This window comes from Thalassococcus sp. S3, assembly GCF_004216475.1.
Lineage (GTDB): Bacteria > Pseudomonadota > Alphaproteobacteria > Rhodobacterales > Rhodobacteraceae.
Window position 1 is genome coordinate 210,391 of record NZ_CP022303.1, and the last position, 18,453, is coordinate 228,843.

The 18,453-nt window shown below is 63.9% G+C and carries 12 protein-coding genes; 5 read left to right on the top strand and 7 right to left on the bottom strand.

Going from position 1 to position 18,453, the window contains the following annotated elements; all coding sequences use genetic code 11:
- Positions 1 to 53: 53 nt before the first annotated feature.
- The 6 genes from arfB to CFI11_RS01115 all read right to left on the bottom strand — a co-directional run bounded on the left by arfB (position 54) and on the right by CFI11_RS01115 (position 5,135).
- On the bottom strand, positions 54 to 464 hold the full coding sequence (gene arfB, locus CFI11_RS01090; protein WP_130409891.1) for an alternative ribosome rescue aminoacyl-tRNA hydrolase ArfB: 411 nt from the start codon (positions 462 to 464) through the stop codon (positions 54 to 56).
- Between the two features lie 250 nt (positions 465 to 714).
- Positions 715 to 1,344 carry a queuosine precursor transporter gene (locus tag CFI11_RS01095; protein WP_130402221.1) on the bottom strand — a complete coding sequence of 210 codons (630 nt, stop codon included), beginning with the start codon at positions 1,342 to 1,344 and terminating at the stop codon, positions 715 to 717.
- 85 nt (positions 1,345 to 1,429) lie between these two features.
- Positions 1,430 to 2,317, bottom strand: a complete 888-nt coding sequence (locus tag CFI11_RS01100; RefSeq protein ID WP_130402223.1) for an esterase-like activity of phytase family protein — start codon at positions 2,315 to 2,317, stop codon at positions 1,430 to 1,432.
- Positions 2,290 to 3,156, bottom strand: a complete 867-nt coding sequence (gene mepA, locus CFI11_RS01105) for a penicillin-insensitive murein endopeptidase (RefSeq protein ID WP_130402225.1) — start codon at positions 3,154 to 3,156, stop codon at positions 2,290 to 2,292. The genes CFI11_RS01100 and mepA overlap by 28 nt, the downstream gene beginning before the upstream one ends.
- Positions 3,153 to 4,541, bottom strand: coding sequence for an MFS transporter (locus CFI11_RS01110; protein ID WP_130402227.1), 1,389 nt, complete (start codon positions 4,539 to 4,541; stop codon positions 3,153 to 3,155). Before CFI11_RS01110 ends, mepA begins: the two co-directional genes overlap by 4 nt.
- A gap of 51 nt (positions 4,542 to 4,592) precedes the next feature.
- Positions 4,593 to 5,135 carry an acyl-CoA thioesterase gene (locus tag CFI11_RS01115; protein ID WP_130402229.1) on the bottom strand — a complete coding sequence of 181 codons (543 nt, stop codon included), beginning with the start codon at positions 5,133 to 5,135 and terminating at the stop codon, positions 4,593 to 4,595.
- A gap of 123 nt (positions 5,136 to 5,258) precedes the next feature.
- On the opposite strand from CFI11_RS01115, the gene CFI11_RS01120 reads away from it, so the two are divergent.
- The 3 genes from CFI11_RS01120 to yaaA all read left to right on the top strand — a co-directional run bounded on the left by CFI11_RS01120 (position 5,259) and on the right by yaaA (position 8,539).
- Positions 5,259 to 5,546 (top strand): YggT family protein, encoded by a 288-nt coding sequence (locus CFI11_RS01120; RefSeq protein ID WP_130402231.1) that lies wholly within the window; start codon positions 5,259 to 5,261, stop codon positions 5,544 to 5,546.
- 128 nt (positions 5,547 to 5,674) lie between these two features.
- On the top strand, positions 5,675 to 7,714 hold the full coding sequence (gene recQ, locus CFI11_RS01125; RefSeq protein ID WP_130402233.1) for a DNA helicase RecQ: 2,040 nt from the start codon (positions 5,675 to 5,677) through the stop codon (positions 7,712 to 7,714).
- A gap of 30 nt (positions 7,715 to 7,744) precedes the next feature.
- Positions 7,745 to 8,539, top strand: a complete 795-nt coding sequence (yaaA, locus tag CFI11_RS01130; RefSeq protein WP_130402235.1) for a peroxide stress protein YaaA — start codon at positions 7,745 to 7,747, stop codon at positions 8,537 to 8,539.
- Positions 8,540 to 8,545: 6 nt separating this feature from the next.
- On the opposite strand, the gene CFI11_RS01135 is transcribed toward yaaA, so the two are convergent.
- Positions 8,546 to 10,828: a response regulator gene (locus CFI11_RS01135; protein ID WP_130402237.1), complete on the bottom strand. Its 2,283-nt coding sequence runs from the start codon at positions 10,826 to 10,828 to the stop codon at positions 8,546 to 8,548.
- Between the two features lie 158 nt (positions 10,829 to 10,986).
- Between CFI11_RS01135 and CFI11_RS01140 the strand changes: the two genes are divergently transcribed.
- Together CFI11_RS01140 and pbpC are read left to right on the top strand one after the other, a co-directional pair.
- Positions 10,987 to 16,407 (top strand): alpha-2-macroglobulin family protein, encoded by a 5,421-nt coding sequence (locus tag CFI11_RS01140; protein WP_130402239.1) that lies wholly within the window; start codon positions 10,987 to 10,989, stop codon positions 16,405 to 16,407.
- Positions 16,404 to 18,443, top strand: a complete 2,040-nt coding sequence (pbpC, locus tag CFI11_RS01145) for a penicillin-binding protein 1C (RefSeq protein ID WP_130402241.1) — start codon at positions 16,404 to 16,406, stop codon at positions 18,441 to 18,443. The genes CFI11_RS01140 and pbpC overlap by 4 nt, the downstream gene beginning before the upstream one ends.
- Positions 18,444 to 18,453: the final 10 nt, after the last annotated feature.

Genomic DNA, 18,453 nt, shown 5'->3' on the forward strand with positions numbered 1-18,453 from the left:
GCACCCTTGCCGGCGACCTAGGGCCCTCCGTCTTTTGGAGTTGCGACAGCATATCAGAGTTTCCCACGCAGGGCCTTAACTTCCCCGCGCGCCTTTTTTGCCTTGAGCCGACGTTCCACCGATCCTTTCGTGGGCCGGGTCGGTCTGCGTTTCTTCGGTACTTCGAGCGCTTGTCTGATCAACTCCGCAAGCCGTGTTCTTGCGATTTCTCGGTTGCGGGCCTGGCTGCGTGTCTCATCGCACTGGATCACGACCGCGCCTTCTTTCGTCCAGCGCCGCCCGGCTAGACGGCGCAAACGCGTCTTCACAGGGGCTGGCAAATTCGGCGACCGCCCCGCTTCAAAGCGCAACTCGACGGCAGTCGCCACCTTGTTTACGTTCTGTCCTCCGGGACCCGAGGCGCGGATGAAGTGTTCGGTCAGCTCCCAGTCCGCGATTGTGATCGTGTCGGTGATGCGCAGCATATCCATAGTCCAGCGAAAAAGGGCCGCCCCCATGGGACGGCCCCTTCGAAAGTTTCAGGAGGTGGGGCCGGTTAGATCCATCGACCCACTTGGGCGGCCTGCAACCGCCAAGGGCTGCCTCAGCAGGCGGCCTCCCAAGCTGTTCCGACACCTCTCTCCAATACCTTTCTCGACACTGGATCACCTCCTTTCGTTTTGTTGAACTCAATATCAGCCTGCCACGGTAAGGCCTATCTGACAAACAAAATCTTCAGGCAAGCCGTCCGTGAGGATCAAGACGCGCAACAATGAGGCGGAAGGGGATCAGAGCGGCCAGCGCCAGCGACAGCTTTACGCCCCAATCCGCCACGGCGAGCGACACCCAAAGCGGCACGACAGGGCCAACGCCCAGAAGCGGCAGCGCCTCGTTGGCCCATGCCACATCCGTGCCAGGATCGACCCAAGCCAGCGAGGCCGAAAACGCGATAGAGAAGAAAAGGGCGGTATCGACCGAAGAGCCGACGAGGGTGGAGGCCAGCGGCGCCTTCCACCAAACGCCCCGGCGCAGGGCGGAAAAGATGCCCACATCCAGCAATTGGGCGGTCAGGAACGCGATGCCGGAGCCGATGGCGATGCGGAACGTGACCAGAGGCCCGAATTCTCCCATGATCTGCGTGCCGACGAGAGAGCAGAACACACCCACGAGGAAGCCCACGAAGACCACGGTGCGCGCGGGACCCGCGCCATAGATGCGGTTCATCAGATCGGTGACAAGGAAAGCCAGCGGATAGGTGAAGGCGCCCCAGGTCAGCCATTGGCCAAAGAGGAACTGAACGAGGATGTTCGAGGCGACGACGATAGCCGCCATGGCAATAATGCCGGGAAGATGTGCACGTGTCATGGTTAATGCCCGTTTTATCAAGGTTGCGGCGACTTGGTCCGGTAAGACAGCAGGCGGGGTAATGGGTTGCGACAATCTGCGCAAGTCATTCCGTGATCACATATTCCACAATTTCCGTCTGAAGCATCCGCCAGAAGTTGTCGTCGGCGACGAGCGTCAGGCGCAGATGCCCCGCAGTATCCCGCCAGACTGACAGGCCCTCAAGATTGCCATGCAAGCCGGGACGGCTGCGCAAGATCACTGTCTCGTCCGTTGGTCCGTCAGCGCCTATGTGCCACCGCCGTACGCGGCTTTGGAACCCCAGCGGCGTGATGCGTCGTTCCAACAGATAGAATGCGCCATCGGGCCCGAAATCCGCGCCAACGGCCAGAAAACCGTTGCGCGGTGGGAGCGAGAAGGCTCGCCTCCACGCGACCCCGTCGAATGCATAGACGGGAAAACCGCTGCGTCCTGACAGGGGCCGTTCCGGCAAGGTGAAAAGCGTGCCATCCTCGGCGATGGCGAGGGCCTCCAGCGAACCGTTCAGCCGAAAGAGGTCAAAGTTCTGATGTGCTGGCAGACGTTCAGCAATCGGGCCGTTTGCGTAGCGCAGCACCCGATGTTTGTTCTCGAACGAAACGAACATCGTGCCGTCTGGCGCAATCGCCAGACCTTCGGCATCGGCATAGTCGCCCTTGATCGGCCAGCCGGACGTGTTCAGCAACGCGCGCGATGTGTCGAGGGTGACCCCGGAAAGCGTTCCACCCTGACGGGTCAGACGTGCCTCGATCAGGCGTGCGGAATCCGTGATCGCCACGACCCGGGTGCCGTTGTCCCTGACGGAAAGGGCGGAAAGGCCGCCGAACCAGTCCGCGTCATGCGTCCAGACCAGCTCGCCAGCCAGCCGCGCCGCATATTGCGGGGGATCGCTGGCAGGAAAACAGGCCGGGATGAGAAGCGCCGCGCTCAGCGCGAGCGCAGGACCGTAGCGCATTGTTGAGGCAGATCGGCCAGAACCAACTCACGTCTGGGCGCGCGCCGGGGTGCATTCGGATCTGGCGGCGGCGGGTTGAGGATGTTGCTTACCCATTGCTGCGCCTCCGCACATCCATCGCCTCGCGGCGGGGCGTCCTGGTTGACGCAGCCGGCCATGCCGCGCGGGCAGGACAGGCGGACGTGGAAGTGATAGTGGTGTCCCCACCAGGGTCGCACCTTGCGCAGCCAGTTGCGGTTGCCTCGCTCATCGTTGCACATCTGCACCTTGGCGCCCGGAAAGACGAAAATGCGCGCGACGCGCCGGTCCTTGGCGGCTTCCTTGATGATCTCGTGATGCGCGCGGGTCCAGGCGCTGTTGACATAGGCCCCTTTGGCGCGGCGCAGGGAGATGGAGGAGATGTTCTCTCTCTGGTTTCGGCTTAGGTCGAGCCGATCCGCAGGTCTCATCCAGATGTCGATGTCCAGGCCAATCTGGTGGCTGCGGTGCCCGGTCAGCATCGGCCCGCCCCGGGGCTGGCTGATATCGCCGATATAAAGCCCACGCCATCCAGGCTGCCTTGCCGCGAATGCGCTGAGATCCTTGACGAAGTCGATGGCCTCGGGATGCCCCCAATTGCGGTTGCGCGACAGGCGCATGGCCTGCCAGGTCGGTCCGGTCTCGGCCAGTTGTTCCGCCCCCGCGACGCAGCCGCGCGAATAGCTGCCGAACGGCGCGGGCTGGTGGGCCGAAGCGGCACGTTGTGCGCCGAATTGCTGTTTGGCCAGCGGCTCAGCTGTGGCGGGTGCGGCCAGGGCAAGGCATAGGCCTAGAAGTGCGAAGGGGCGAAAGAGGCTCATGTGTGCTGTTCTCCGTCCGGTTTCACCCAGAGTAGCAGAACCAGCCCCAATGCGAAGAGCCCGATAAGCGGTGTGACGCCCAGCCGCTGACTGCCGGTCAGATCACTGGTGATCGCGATCAGCATCGGCGCAAGGAATGACGTCGCCTTGCCCGACAGCGCATAGAGACCGAAAGCTTCTGTCATCCGCTCGGGATTGCCCTGCCGCGTGAGCATGTTCCGGCTCGACGATTGCAGGACCCCGCCGGCCGCCCCGATCAGGATGCCCGCGACATAGAAAAGCTGATCGGGCAGGGGGGAGCCTTCGGGCAAGGCGACCCCAAAGGCGGAGGTCGGGGTGAGGGAGATGATCAGACCCGCCGTTCCGATCAGGATGATGCAGCAGGTCACGATCACCGGCTTCGGCCCGATGGCCCGGTCGATATAGCCCGCGATCCAGCAAAAGATGGCTCCGCTGAGCGCCGCGATGATACCGAAGACACCAACCTGCACGATGGACCAGCCGAGCACGCCAAGCGCATAGATGCCCCCGAACGTATACATCCCGTTCAATGCGTCGCGGTAGAACATCGACGAGCCGAGATAGGCCAGAAGGCTGGGGTTGCCCGGCAGGTTGATCAGCGTGTGATAAAGCTCCCTCATCCCGTTGCCGAAGCGGTAGGGCAGGCGCGGCTCATGCGGTTCGTCCCGGACCCAGAGGAAGAACGGGATCATGAAGACCGCAAACCAGACCGCCGCCAGCGGCCCGACGATGCGCGTATCTGCCCCGGTTTCTGTGTCCAGACCGAAGAGAGGTGTCAGACCGGCCATGGTTCGCCCATTCTCTCCCGCTTGGAACAGCAGGAGCATTACCACCAGCGCCAGCACGCCGCCCACATAGCCGAACGCCCAGCCGGAGCCCGAGATGCGCCCCAACTCGTCCTTTGGACCCATCGAGGGGAGGTAGGAATTGGTGAAGATGGTGGCAAACTCCATCCCGATCAGGCCAATGCCAAAGAAAACGAGCGCCCACAGGACCGAGAAGCTGTCGGGTGCGGTCCACCAAAGTCCGAAAGACCCCACGAAATAAAGGACGGAGAACAGCCAGATCCAAGGCATTCGCTTGCCCGTGCTGTCGGCAATGGCGCCCAGGATCGGAGCCAGTATGGCAATGGCAATCCCCGAGGCTGTCAGGCCGTAGCCCCAATAGGCCTGCGCCTGTGCCTCTGCGGCGAGTTCAGACATGCCGCCGGCCATCAGGCTTTGGGTGGCGGTCTGCGCGAAATAGGGGCCGAAGATGAACGTCAGAAGGAGCGTGTTGTAAGGCTGGCTCGCCCAGTCAAAGAAGTACCAGCCCCAAATCCGCTTGCGGATCGGAATTGCCGGTGCTGTTGCAATATCCGCCATCTCGCCCCCTGTTTTCCGCCGATATGACAGGGGAAGTGTTAACGGGGCAAGTCATTCCTGCGTCATCGGCGGCCATGGGCGCTGGCTCTCCGCTTCGATCCAGGCGGCGATCCAGCCGGGGATCGGGGGCGATTGCGGATCCTGCCCCATTGCCTCCAGCACGCGCGTGGGCGGCACGGCCCGGCGCTTGTCGATCACCGCCGCGCGATAAAGGACGTGGCTGGCACAGTCTCCGTTCCGCTTCCACATCGACTGTTCGAGGTAGACGAACCTTTCGTCCCAGCAAACCGCCCGGCTGCGCATCTCGAACCGCTCGAACCCGGTGATCCGGCGGCGATAGCGCACGCTGGCCCCCGCCATGGTCAGCGCCCAGCCATTGTCGAAAAGAGCCTTGATCAGCCCGCCGCGCTGCGCCGTCATGAAGCGCCCCAGATCGTAGAGCGTGAGCATCCGACCGTTATTGAGCTCCATGAACATATCTAGATCCCAAGGCCAGCAGATGTGGTGGGAAACATGAACATCCGTCAACCGCTCCAAAGGCGGCATGCGGCGTGCCAGAAGCAGGTCCTTGGCAAATCGGATAAAGGGAAACATCGCGCGGGTCCTTTTGGACGCGATAGATGACGCAGGTCACGCCTGCGTCAACGGCTGTCCTTGCGGCACTTGCCCTCGCGGCTCAAGCGGCTTAGGTCAGGGACACGTGGAAGAGGGCCGCTTATGCAATCGCTGTTTCAAATCCTGATGCTGATCCTGGACGTCGTCTGGTTCTTTATCATTGCCCATGTGATCATGAGCTGGCTGATCAATTTCCAGGTGATCAACCTGCATCAATCCCTGGTAGCGCAGATCTGGCACGCTCTGAACCGGATCCTTGAGCCCATTTATGGGCCGTTGCGCAGGATCATCCCGCCCGTTTCCGGTATCGACCTAGCGCCTCTTGTGGCCCTGATCGCGGTCTACGCGCTGCGGATCATTCTCGCCAATAACATCGGCGCGTTCTACTGACCGCGACCGTTGGGTTTTTCCGTATTTTTATCGAGAAGAAGGGGGACCCTGCCCCTTGTTCACTGAATCTTAGTGTGAGACTGTCTCACTCAAGAGCAGATTGAATAAAATTCGACAGGGTTTCCGCGATGACCGGCGCTGCCACGCTTTTGCGCGATGTGTTTGGATTCGATGACTTTCGTCCAGGTCAGGGCGAGATTGTCAACGCGGTGAGCGCCGGAGAAAACGTGCTGGCCATCATGCCCACGGGCGGCGGCAAGTCGCTCTGCTTCCAATTGCCTGCGCTGATGCGCGACGGGGTGACGGTGGTGATCTCTCCGCTCATCGCCCTGATGCGGGACCAGGTCCGCGCCTTGCAGGAGGCGGGCGTGGCGGCAGGCGCTCTGACCTCGGGCAACACGCCCGAGGAAACGGATGCTGTCTGGGATGCGCTGGAGCGGGGGGAGCTGAAACTTCTCTACATGGCGCCCGAACGGCTCGCAGCGGGGTCCGCCATGGGTATACTGCGGCGTATCGGCGTGTCGCTGATCGCGGTGGATGAGGCGCATTGCGTTAGCCAGTGGGGCCACGATTTCCGCCCCGACTACCTGCGCATCGGTGCCTTGCGGCGGGCCCTGGACGTGCCGCTTGCCGCATTCACCGCCACGGCGGATGCGGAGACGCGGGAAGAGATCGTCCAGAAGCTTTTCGATGGTGTGCCGCCCCGCAGCTTCCTACGCGGTTTTGACCGGCCCAATCTGCATCTGGCCTTTGCTGCCAAGAACGGCCCGCGCAGTCAGATCCTGAACTTTACCGCCGCGCGCAAGGGGCAGTCGGGCATTGTCTATTGCGGAACTCGCGCCAAGACCGAAACTCTGGCCCAGGCCCTGCGGGAGGCCGGGCACAGTGCCTGCCATTATCACGGCGGGATGGAGGCGGAGGATCGCCGCATCGTCGAAACCCGCTTTCAGCGGGAGGACGGCCTGATCGTCGTGGCGACCGTGGCCTTTGGCATGGGCATCGACAAGCCCGATATCCGCTGGGTCGCTCATGCCGACCTGCCCAAGAGCATCGAGGCCTATTATCAGGAGATCGGCCGTGCGGGCCGGGACGGCGCGCCGTCCGAGACACTGACGCTGTTCGGGCCGGACGATATTCGCCTGCGCCGGTCGCAGATCGACGAAGGCCTCGCGCCGCCGGAACGCCGGATGGCGGATCATGCGCGGCTGAACGCGCTACTCGGCCTGGCCGAGGCCCTGGAATGCCGCCGCAAGACGCTGCTGGGTTATTTCGGTGAGGCGGCGGAGGCCTGCGGCAAGTGTGACCTCTGCGACAGCCCGGCGGAGGTGTTCGACGGCACCACCGCCGTGCGCAAGGCGCTGTCGGCCATCCTGCGCACCGACGAATGGTTCGGGGCGGGCCACCTGATCGACATTCTCACCGGCACCGATACCGACAAGATCCGCGCCAGGCGTCACGATCAATTGCCGACCTATGGGGTCGGCACTGAATATGACCGTCGGCAGTGGCAGGCGGTGTTCCGCCAGATGATGGGCCATGACCTTGTGCGGCCCGATCCCGAACGCCACGGCGCCCTGCGCATGACGGACACGGCCCGTCCGATCCTGCGGGGTGAGGCGTCGATCACGCTGCGGCGCGATACGATCAAGACCGCCACGCGTCGCCCTGCCGTCAAGGCGCTGGTGTCGGAAGAGGACGCACCGCTTCTGTCGGCGCTCAAGGCCAAGCGCCGTGCGCTCGCCGAAGCTGCCAAGGTGCCGGCCTATGTCATCTTCAACGACCGCACGTTGATCGAAATGGCCGAGCAGCGCCCCGCCACGCTTGACGCCATGGCCCAGGTCAGCGGTATCGGGGCGAAGAAGCTCGAACGCTATGGCGCCACCTTTCTGGAGGTGATCACCGGTGCGCAGGAGGAGGTGCATCCCGCTCGCCGCAAGCTGGCCGGGCGAGATGCCGGAACGCTTTACGACCGGCTCCTTGAAGTGCAGGCCGATCTCGCGCGCGGCGCCGATGGTGTGGACAAACCGCTGAGCTGTTCCGCCTCGCTTCTGGCCAAGGTCGCGCAGATGCGCCCAAATGACGAACATGCGTTGGAGCGGCTGCTGGGCGAGCGTCGGACCGAGCGTTTTGGCGCTGCGTTTCTGGACGTTTTGCGGGCAGCGAGCTAGCTTCTGGATCAGGCAAATCTGGAGGGCGCAATGCTGGTTGTCATCTCACCCGCGAAACGGCTGGACTGGGCAGAGCGGGAGGTTTCCGTCACCGAGCCGGACTTTCAGGACGATGCGATCCGGCTGGCCAAAACTGCGCGTAATCTGACGCTGAAGGATCTTCAGGCCCTGATGGATATCAGTCCCGACCTTGCCAAGCTGAACCGGGATCGCTTTCGCAGCTTTGCCGAGACACCGGAGGCTGACGCCGTCCGCCCTGCCGCGCTTGCCTTTGCGGGGGACACGTATCAGGGGCTCGAAGCGGCGTCGCTGGATGAGGATGAACTGGGCTGGGCGCAGGATCACCTGCGGATCCTGTCGGGCCTCTATGGTGTGCTTCGCCCACTGGATGCGATCCAGCCCTACCGGTTGGAGATGGGCTCTCGCCTGAAAACCCGCCGGGGCGGGTCGCTCTACGCCTATTGGCGCGACCAGTTGTCAAAGGCGCTGAACGCGCAGGCGGAGGAGACGGGGACCGGCATCCTCGTCAATTGTGCCAGTCAGGAGTATTTCGGCGCGGTCGATCTGGATGCGCTGAAGCTGAAAGTCATCACACCCGTTTTCATGGAAGAAAAGCCCGCAGGTCCCAAAATCGTGAGCTTTTTTGCCAAGAAGGCGAGGGGCGCGATGGCGCGATTTATTATTCAGAACCGGTTGACCGATCCTGCCGCGCTCCTGGACTTCAGCACCGGCGGCTACGCGTACCGCGCCGAGCTGTCCGACCCCGAAAAGCCCGTTTTCGTGCGTCCGGCAGAGGAGGCCAAGAAGGGGATGGCGGCATCCTAGACCCTGTCATTTATCACTGAGCCCGCGCGCCGGATCCTCTGCATCCGCGGGGCAATGCTCGGCGATCCGTGCGTGAATGGCCGTCTTGCGCAGTGGCTTTGTCAGGTAAAAGTCTAGACCAGCATCTAGAATACCTTGCTCGTCCCCATCCATTGCGTGTGCTGTTAATGCCACGATGGGCACGTGACTGCCCGACCCGGCCTCGATTTTTCTGATCTCACCGGTGGCTTCCTTGCCGTCCATTTTGGGCATTGAGATGTCCATGAAAATCAGGTCTGGCGCGAAATCGACGTATGCCTGAACCGCCTCGAGCCCATTATTGGCGAATTTCAGCTCGACCTCGAGATCCTTGATCATCTTCCGGAACACGAGCTGATTGGTCTTATTGTCCTCGGCGGCCAGGATGCGCATCAGGCGCTTGGCCGGGCTGTCGGGCCCCGTCTGTGCGGTCGGTGGTTGGGCTGAGGACGCCTTAGGCTCTGCCGGGGTTTCCGCCTTATGTGAAACCACAGCGTCGACCTTGTGTGCAGAAGATGGCTTGCCCGCGTCCCCCGCGGGTCCCTGCTGACCGTCCAGTTCCGCAAGCTTTGCGAAAAGGTCCCGACGTGGGATCGGTTTTTGCAAAACCGCATGCAGATATTGCCGGGCCGGGTCGGTCTGCTGGTGCGTGGCATTGGAGGACAACATCACGATGGGCACGTCGTTACCGCCCTCCCTCAAGAGAGTTGCGAGCTCATAGCCGTCCATGCCCGGCATGTTGTGATCGGTGATGACCAGATCGACGCTGTCATCGATCTGCCTGATCGCCTCGTGCCCGCTTTCGCAGGCGGTCACGCGGACATCCAGCAGATCCAGTTGTTTCGCCAGGATCGCGCGATTGATCTCAAGATCGTCGACGACGATTGCGTGCCGCAACCCCTCCGGCATCTTTGGCGTATCGGGGATCGCTTCATCCGTCATCGGCATCACGACCTTGAAGCCAAAGCAGGAGCCCTTGCCGTCCTCGGACTCCACCCAGACCGAGCCTTTCATCATCTTTACAAGCCGTTGAGAGATTGCGAGGCCAAGCCCCGTCCCTTCGAACTGCCGGTTTCGCTCATCCTCCACCTGATTGAACTCTCCGAAGATGTGGTCGATTTTATCCGGCGGAATGCCGATCCCCGTATCCTCGACCGAGATATGAATGTCGCAGTCCAACCCATCCTTGGCCGCGATTCCGGTGACGCGGATCAGGACATGACCCTTGCGCGTGAATTTTACCGCGTTGCCGACGATATTGGTCAACACCTGCCGGACGCGACCCGGATCACCGATAAAGCGGGTGGGCAGAAAAAGGTCGTAATCCACGATCAGCGCCAGCCCCTTGTCCCGCGCCGTGGGCTGCAGCAGCATGACCACCTCATGGATGCACCGCTCCAGATCGAAGGGTTCGGGATGCAGGACCAGTTTGTCCGCCTCGATCTTCGAATAGTCAAGCACATCATTGATGATGACCAACAACGCTTCGCCTGAATTCTTGATGGTGTTGGCGTAAAGACGCTGTTCCTCGTCCAGATCGGTATCGGTGAGCAGCTCGGCCATGCCTACGACACCATTCATCGGCGTTCGGATCTCATGGCTCATATTTGCCAGAAAGGCCGATTTCGCGCGGTTCGCGGCCTCGGCTTTTTCCCGCGCTGACTTTAGGTCCTTCTCGTAGCGCACGCTGGCGGTGATGTTCAGCGCCAGGCTGACCACGTCGCCGCCATGCCCGCGCTGGTCTATCAGCTTGATATATTGGTCGTTCCACAGCCGGATCACGGTGGGCTGGGGGTTCGGCGCGTGCCAGCGATCGGCCATCTGTGCCCGCCAATCTGCCGGGCTCTGGCGCTCGCAATTCACGATGCCTTCGTCGGTGAGGATTTGCAGCATCCGCATGTAAGAGATGCCCGGGCCCACCTCTTCCAGACCCTCAAACACGCTTAGATAGGCGGTATTCGCCCCGATCATCAGATTATCGGCATCAAAGAAGGCAAATCCGTCCTGGATCGTCTGGATTGAATGCCAAAGCCGTCGTTCCGCGATTTCAATCTTGGCATTGGCGACCGTCAGGTCCGACTTCACACGCTCGTTTTCGGTCCGGACAGTTGCAACCTCTGCCTCCGACTGGCCGATCTTCTTGGTCAGCGCCAGCGCGTGCTTGCCCAGTTTGCGGTTGGCGGCCTGAAGCTCCGACTGCTTGAGTTCCAGCAGGCGTTCGGCGGCCAGGCGCGCGCGCCGTTCCTCGGCAAGTTTGTTGGCAAGGCTCATAGGCATTGTCCCTGTCACGGGGTTTGTTGCCGCCAGCATCGGATATGGTGGTAAAGAAAGTGCTTAAACTGCCGATCAAAAAACCCCGCTCCGGGAATCGTTGCCAAGGCGCCAAACCCCGTGCCACCCTTGGCCCATTGAGTTTGGAGGGTTTTGGTATGCGCGGTTTTGCGGGATTTCTTGCGTGGCTGTTTCTGGTTCCCGCGCTCGCGGCGCAAAACGCGCTGCCGGAGGGGCGCTATCTGGTGACCCGCGATGTCGATTTCTACGGCGCGGATCTCGAAGCTCTCTTCGATACCGATCTGAGCGCTTGTATTCGCGCGTGTTCGGCCAACAGCGCCTGTCAGGCTTTCACGTTCAATGCCCGGTCGAATGCCTGTTTTCCAAAAAGCACCGTCAGCGACCGCACGCCCTATGAGGGCGCGGTTTCCGCCGAGAAGATCGCGACAGGCCCAGATCTGATCACCGCGGCCCCCGCACTGGCCGCCAATCTCGATTTCCTGCCGGGCGGCACCATGGCTCGGGCTGCGAACGAAGCGCGAGATCTGGGCTTTCGCCACCCTTGGTCGGGTCAGCCGCTTGACGCGCTTTTGCAGGCCGCACGGACCCGCGCGGCGGCAGGCGATCCGACGGGTGCCATGCGCTGGACGGGTATCGCGGTCAGCCTCAGCGACAGGTCCGATCTCTGGCTCGACTATGCGCGGTACCTCATGGCGATCAATCCGTCCTCCGGGCAGGACCGTCGCCGCTATCGGGACCGCGGGCTACTGGCCACCGTGAACGCTTATCTGCGGGGCACGTCGGGTGCCGCGCGGGCCAATGCGCTGGTGACCATGGCCCAGACGCTTGAGGCGCAGGGCAGGGGCCGCGCGATGATCTCCGCCCTGCGGCTTGCCTTGACGGAAGCGCCGCGACAGGACATCGAAACGGCGCTGGACGCCGCAATCGCCAAACACGGCTTTCGGGTGACCGCCACCAAGGTGGAAAGCGACGCGGCACAGCCCCGGATCTGCTTGGAATTCTCCGAACCGCTCGTCAAGGCCGGGGTCGATTACGAGCCTTTCGTGCGTCTGCCCTCCCCCGATCTGACCGTCGAGGCCGACGGCGCGCAGCTTTGTGTGGACGGTGTTGCACACGGCGCGCGCTATCAGTTGACGATCCGCGCCGGCCTTCCCGCCGAAAGCGGAGAGACCCTGCATAAGGATTACCCCGTCACGCAATATGTCCGTGACCGCCGCCCGCAGGTGCGGTTTCCCGGTCGCTCATATGTGCTGCCCAAGACCGCCGATGCGGCGCTGCCCGTAGAGACCGTCAACGTCACCGGTCTTGACCTGCGCCTGCGCCGGATCAGCGACCGTAACCTTTTGCGCGCGGTGCAGGACGGATATTTTGGCCGGCCCCTCTCGCAGTATCAGGATCAGCGTTTCGGCGCCGAGATTGCCGAGAATGTTTGGACCGGCACCGCCGAAATAACAAGCGAGCTGAACAGGGATATGACGACGCGCCTGCCTCTTCGGGCGGCCATCGCCGGTCAGCCTGCAGGCATCTATGCACTGACCGCCCGTGTGCCGGGCGCTGATCCTTATGACGATCCCGGTGCGACGCAATGGTTCGTTCTATCCGACCTGGGCCTGTCGAGCTTGCAGGGCAATGACGGCCTGCACGTCAACGTCCGCGCGCTCTCCGACGCGGCGCCCCGGGCAGGGGTGACTGTCACGCTCGTCTCCCGTGCCAATGCCGTGCTGGGCGAGGTTGAGACGGGCGCCGACGGCTATGCGCTGTTCGCGCCCGGGCTTGTGCGGGGCACGGGCGGTGCGGCGCCAGCGATGATCCTGGCCGAAAGCGGTGTCGAGGATATCGGCTTTCTGTCTCTGACCGAGCCGGCTTTCGATCTTTCGGACCGGGGGGTCCAAGGGCGCCCGTCTGCTGGTTCCATCGACGTTTTCCTGACAACGGATCGCGGTGCCTATCGCGCCGGAGAGACCATCTTCGCCACCGTGCTGGCCCGTGATCCGCAGGTCAAGGCGCTGGGCGGCGTACCCCTGATCGCTATTCTCAACCGCCCCGACGGGGTCGAGCATGCGCGTGAGGTCTCTGTCAGGGATCTCGCAGGCGGGCATGTCTTTAGCCTGCCCTTGTCCGCGACCGTGCCACGCGGGACATGGCGGCTTCAGGTCAAAAGCGATCCCGACGGGCCGCTTCTGGCCAGCCAGACCCTTCTGGTCGAGGATTTCTTGCCCGAACGCATTGATTTCGACCTCAGCCTGCCCGACGCGCCCCTGCGCGCCGGCGACACGCCGCCCCTGACGATCTCCGCCCGTTACCTCTTTGGCGCGCCAGGCGCGGATCTGCCGATTGACGGAGAGGTCGTGCTGCGCCCGATCCGGCAAAGCGCCGATTGGCCGGGCTTCCTCTTCGGCCGATACGATGCCGAGACGAGGCCCTTGCGCACGACATTCGGTGGTCAGCGCACCGGTCCGGACGGGCAGGCCTCTGTCCCTGTGACGCTGCCTTTGCCGGAAACATCCGACCGCCCGATGGAGGCACAGATCATCGCGCGGCTCTCCGAAGGCTCCGGCCGCCCGGTGGAGCGAAACCTGACCGTGCCCGTTCAGCCCGCAGGCCCGGTGATCGGCCTGCGCCCTCTCTTTGATGATGTCGTGTCCGAAGGGGGCGAGGCGGCGTTCCGGATGATCGGCCTGTCGCCTGACCTGACGCCCCAGCCGATGCGCGTACGCTGGACGCTCAACCGCGTCGAGACGCGGTATGAATGGTATCAACTCTACGGCAACTGGAATTGGGAGCCCACCACCCGCCGGACCCGTATTGCCACGGGCGAAGTCGAGCTGGACACGACGCCCCTAGAGATCTCGCAGCCGGTGGAGTGGGGCGAATATGAGCTGGTTGCCGAACGGCTCGACGGGACCTATGCCGAAACCGCGATGCGCTTTTATGCGGGCTGGTATGCGCCCGCCGATGCGTCCTCCACCCCCGACACGCTGGAATTGTCCCTCGACAAACCCAGCTACCGACCCGGCGAAACGGCCCAGCTTCGCATTGTTCCGCGCCATGCAGGCACTGCCTTGATCCAGGTCGTCTCCGACCGTTTGATCGAGCGTCACGCGGTCGAGGTGGAGGCGGGCGAGGCGCTGATCCCGCTCGACGTAACCGAGGAATGGGGGAAGGGCGCCTATGTCTCCGCCACCGTGCTGCGGGCCATGGATGTCCCGGCCGGGCAGATGCCCGCGCGGTCGCTTGGGATCGCCCATGCCGCGATAGATCCGGGCGATGCGGCCCTGTCGGTCGCTTTGTCCGTGCCTGATAATCCGCGCCCCCGGCAGGATATGCGGGTCCGCGTCTCCGTCTCCGGCGGGGCGGAGGGAGAGATGGCGTGGGTCACGCTGGCCGCCGTCGATCTGGGGATCCTCAATCTCACCGGTTTTCAAAGCCCCGACCCTCAAGGCCACTATTTCGGCCAGCGCCAGTTGGGGATGGAGATGCGGGATGTCTATGGACGTCTCATCGACGGGATGAACGGCGCGCTTGGCGTCGTACGATCGGGGGGCGATGCGGGATCCGGCATGCGCCGCCAATCCCCGCCCCCCACGCAGAACCTGATGGCGGTCTTCTCCGGCCCCGTGGAGATCGGGCCAGAGGGCGAAACCTTCATCAACGTTCCTGTCTCTGCTTTCAACGGCACTGTGCGCCTGATGTCGGTCGCCTGGTCTGACACCGGTGTCGGGCAGGCAACGACGGATGTTGTGCTGCGCGATCCGGTCGTGGTCACGGCAAGCCTGCCGCGTGTGCTTGCACCCGGCGACAGCAGCCGGCTGCGGCTGGAGCTTGCTCATGCCGAAGGGCCAGCGGGGGAGATGCAGGTCACGCTGACGGCCCCGTCCGCTCTTCGCTTTGCCCAGATGCAGGCCAGTGTCACGCTGATCGAAGGGGGCCGAGCCACGTTGGATTTACCCGTCGAGGCTTTGGAAATCGGCGATCACGTGATGACCGCGACGCTCACCACGCCTGCGGGCCGGACGCTGTCGCAAAAGCTCACCCTGCCCGTCCGCGTCAACGATCCCGCCGTGGCCACCACGCGCCGCTTTTCGCTGGGCGCGGACGAGACCTTTACGCTGGACGAGGAGGTTTTTGCGGATCTTCGGGCAGGCACCGGCTCTGCGCTGATCTCCGCCGGGCCTCTGGCCCGGTTCGACGCGCCGGGCTTGCTGAGCCAACTGGATCGTTATCCCTATGGCTGCACCGAACAGGTCACGTCCCAGGCGATGCCGCTCCTCTATCTGAGTTCCGTGGCGGAGGCGTCCGGTCTGGGCACTGCCCCCAAGGTCGATGCCCAGATTGCAGAGACCATCGCGCAAATCCTGACCCGGCAGGCGTCGAACGGGGCCTTCGGTCTTTGGCGGGCGCAGTCGGGGGAGTTCTGGCTGGACGCATATGTCGGCGACTTCCTCAGCCGCGCCCGCGCCCAGGGTCATGAGATGCCTGACCGCGCTTTCCGGCTGGCCATGGACAATCTGCGCAATCGTGTGAACTTCGCGCCCGATTTTGACCGGGGGGGTGAGGACATTGCTTATGCGCTGATGGTGCTGGCTCGCGAAGGGGCCGCGTCGATGGGTGATCTGCGCTACTATGCCGATGTCAAAGGCGATGCTTTCGCAACGCCCCTCGCGGCGGCACAGCTGGGTGCGGCATTGGCCTCTTACGGAGATCAGACGCGGGCCGACCGGATGTTTGCCCGCGCCGTGCGTCTGCTCCTGTCGGATCAGGACCCCGACACACCGGTCTGGCGCGCCGATTTCGGCACTTCGTTGCGGGATGCTGCCGGTGTTCTGACGCTAGCCGCGGAAGCGGGCAGTCAGGTTGTCGACACCACCGCGCTCAGCCGTCGGATTGCCGCGCAGCCCGGTCGCCGCTCTACGCAGGAGGCGGCCTGGTCGCTTCTGGCGGCCCATGCGCTGATCGACGGTCCGGGGGCTGAAGGACTTGAGGTGAACGGGGCGCCTGTTTCCAGCCCCTTCGTGCGTCTGCTTGAGGCAGGCATGGCCAACGGCAGTTACGCTGTCACATCGTCCCGGCCGACCGATATCACGCTGACCACCATCGGGGTGCCGCTCACCCCGCCTGGGGCAGGCGGGACCGGGTTTTCCATCGAACGCTCCTATTTCGATCTCGACGGCCAGCCGCTCGATCCTGCCGCCCTTGGAGTCGGACAGCGGTTTGTCACGGTGCTTGAGGTCGTGCCGTTCGAAGAGACCGGCGCGCGGCTCATCATCGACGATCCGCTGCCCGGCGGGGTGGAAATCGACAATCCCAACCTATTGCGGGCCGGTGATGTGCGTGCGCTCGACTGGTTGGAGCCGTCGCGCGTCGAACATGCCGAGTTCCGTTCTGACCGCTTTGTGGCCGCGGTCGACTTGCGGGGCAGCCGGACCGTACGGCTAGCCTATGTCGCGCGCGCCGTCACGCCGGGCGCTTATCATCATCCCGCCGCCTCTGTCGAAGACATGTATCGCCCTCGCTTTCGGGCCCGCACCGCAACAGGTCGGGTGGTCGTGACAGAATGAGACGCTGGGGCCTGATCGCGCTTGCGCTGCTGCTGTTGGTCGCGGCGGGCGCGCGGGACGCGTTCGATGCCTGGATCGCGCGGACGGATCTTCCGCTGCTCCTGGCCGAAACCTCTGTCGAGGTGCGGGACCGGAACGGGGCACTTTTGCGCGCCTATCAGGTGGAGGAGGGCCGATGGCGCATGGATCTGTCAGTCGAGGCCGTCGATCCCCGGTATCTCGAGATGCTGGTGGTCTATGAGGACAAGCGGTTTTGGCGCCATGGCGGCGTCGATCTGCTGGCTCTGGCACGCGCCGTCGGACAGGTGGCCTGGAACGGCCGGGTGGTCTCAGGCGGATCGACACTGACGATGCAGGTGGCGCGCCTTCTGGAGAACAGCGGCACCGGGGCCTGGCCCGGAAAGCTGCGCCAGATGCGGCTGGCCTGGGCGCTGGAGCGACGGATGAGCAAGCGGGAGATCCTGACGCTCTATCTGCTCCATGCGCCTTACGGGGGGAATATCGAAGGTCTGCGGGCGGCGACCCTGTCCTGGTTCGGCAAGGAACCGCACCGCCTGACGCCGTCCGAGGCTGCGTTTCTTGTTGCGCTGCCTCAGGCGCCCGAAGCCAGGCGACCGGACCGAGCGCCACAGGCCGCTCTTGCAGCACGCGACCGGGTGCTGAGCCGCCTTGCGCGGGCCGGAGTGCTGACCGGCGAAGAGCAAGACGCCGCGCGAGAGACCCGGCTGCCGGACCGCATGCGACCGATGCCGCGATATGCGCCTCACCTTTCCGATCGAGTGGTCCGGTCCCGCCCCGGCACGATGCGCCATGATCTTACCGTGGACCTGCCGGTACAGCGCGCGATGGAGGTGCTGTTGCGCGAGGCGGTGCGCGGCAAGGCGGGCCGCCTGTCGGCCGCGATTGTCGTTGCGGATCACAGAAGCGGGGAAGGTCTGGCGTCTGTCGGGTCTCCGGTCTATGCGGCGGGTGCGCATCAGGGTTTTGTCGATATGACCCGGGCGTTGAGATCGCCGGGGTCGACGCTGAAGCCGCTGGTCTACGGGCTGGCCTTCGACCGGGGGCTCGTCCATCCCGAAACGCTGATCCATGACGGGCCGGTGCAGATCGGACGATATGCGCCGCGGAATTTCGACGGGATCTTTCGGGGCGATATACGGATCCGCGATGCATTGACGCTGTCGCTGAATATTCCGGTCGTGTTGCTGACGCAGGAGATGGGCGCCGCGCGCCTGATGGTGGCCCTGAGGCGTGCGGGGGTGCCGGCACGACTGTCGGGTGGCAAGCCGGGTCTTGCCGTCTCTCTTGGTGGCGTTGGCGTGAGCCTTGAGGGTCTCGTGCAGCTTTACGCGGGTCTGGCAGGTGGCGGCGAGGGCCGGCCGTTGCGCTGGTCCGCGGATGTGAAGCCGGCCCCGGTCAAACGGGTGATGGGGGAGGTGGCGGCCTGGCAGGTGGGTCATATCCTGGCCGGCCTCGCGCCGCCGCCTGGCGCGGCAGCGGGCGTGCTGGCTTACAAGACGGGGACGTCCTACGGGCATCGCGACGCATGGGCCATTGGCTGGGATGGACGCCACGTGATCGGCGTCTGGATGGGGCGCGCGGACGGAACGCCGGTTCCGGGCGCCTTCGGCGGCGATCTTGCCGCACCGGTTCTGTTCGAGGCTTTCAACCGGCTCAAGCCACGCTTCGATCCGCTGCCGCCGCCTCCGGCGGCGACGCTTCTGGTCGGTGCTGCGCACCTTCCGCCACCGCTGCAAAGGTTTCGGCCAAGGGGCGCGGGCTTCGCCCGCGATGCCGCTGCGCCGCAGCTTGTCTTTCCGCCGGACGGTGCAGTCCTCGCCTCCGGCTCGGATCCGCTGACGCTCAAGCTCAGGGGCGGCACGCCTCCCTTCGCGGTGCTGCGGGACGGCGCGCCGCTGCGCACCGGCATCCGGCAGCGGGAGGTCGAGGTGCCACGTCCGGGACCAGGTTTTGCGACGTTCAGCGTGGTGGATGCCGCGGGCCAGGCTGATCGCGTTCAGATCCAACACCGATAATCAAAGAGGG

What these genes read in the sequence shown, in the direction of transcription:
- yaaA (WP_130402235.1), top strand. Translation starts at nt 7,745, where the DNA reads ATGCTGGTTGTCATCTCACCCGCGAAACGGCTGGACTGGGCAGAGCGG.
- CFI11_RS01095 (WP_130402221.1), bottom strand. Translation starts at nt 1,344, where the DNA reads ATGACACGTGCACATCTTCCCGGCATTATTGCCATGGCGGCTATCGTC.
- CFI11_RS01100 (WP_130402223.1), bottom strand. Translation starts at nt 2,317, where the DNA reads ATGCGCTACGGTCCTGCGCTCGCGCTGAGCGCGGCGCTTCTCATCCCG.
- pbpC (WP_130402241.1), top strand. Translation starts at nt 16,404, where the DNA reads ATGAGACGCTGGGGCCTGATCGCGCTTGCGCTGCTGCTGTTGGTCGCG.
- mepA (WP_130402225.1), bottom strand. Translation starts at nt 3,156, where the DNA reads ATGAGCCTCTTTCGCCCCTTCGCACTTCTAGGCCTATGCCTTGCCCTG.
- arfB (WP_130409891.1), bottom strand. Translation starts at nt 464, where the DNA reads ATGCTGCGCATCACCGACACGATCACAATCGCGGACTGGGAGCTGACC.
- CFI11_RS01140 (WP_130402239.1), top strand. Translation starts at nt 10,987, where the DNA reads ATGCGCGGTTTTGCGGGATTTCTTGCGTGGCTGTTTCTGGTTCCCGCG.
- CFI11_RS01115 (WP_130402229.1), bottom strand. Translation starts at nt 5,135, where the DNA reads ATGTTTCCCTTTATCCGATTTGCCAAGGACCTGCTTCTGGCACGCCGC.
- CFI11_RS01120 (WP_130402231.1), top strand. Translation starts at nt 5,259, where the DNA reads ATGCAATCGCTGTTTCAAATCCTGATGCTGATCCTGGACGTCGTCTGG.
- recQ (WP_130402233.1), top strand. Translation starts at nt 5,675, where the DNA reads ATGACCGGCGCTGCCACGCTTTTGCGCGATGTGTTTGGATTCGATGAC.
- CFI11_RS01135 (WP_130402237.1), bottom strand. Translation starts at nt 10,828, where the DNA reads ATGAGCCTTGCCAACAAACTTGCCGAGGAACGGCGCGCGCGCCTGGCC.
- CFI11_RS01110 (WP_130402227.1), bottom strand. Translation starts at nt 4,541, where the DNA reads ATGGCGGATATTGCAACAGCACCGGCAATTCCGATCCGCAAGCGGATT.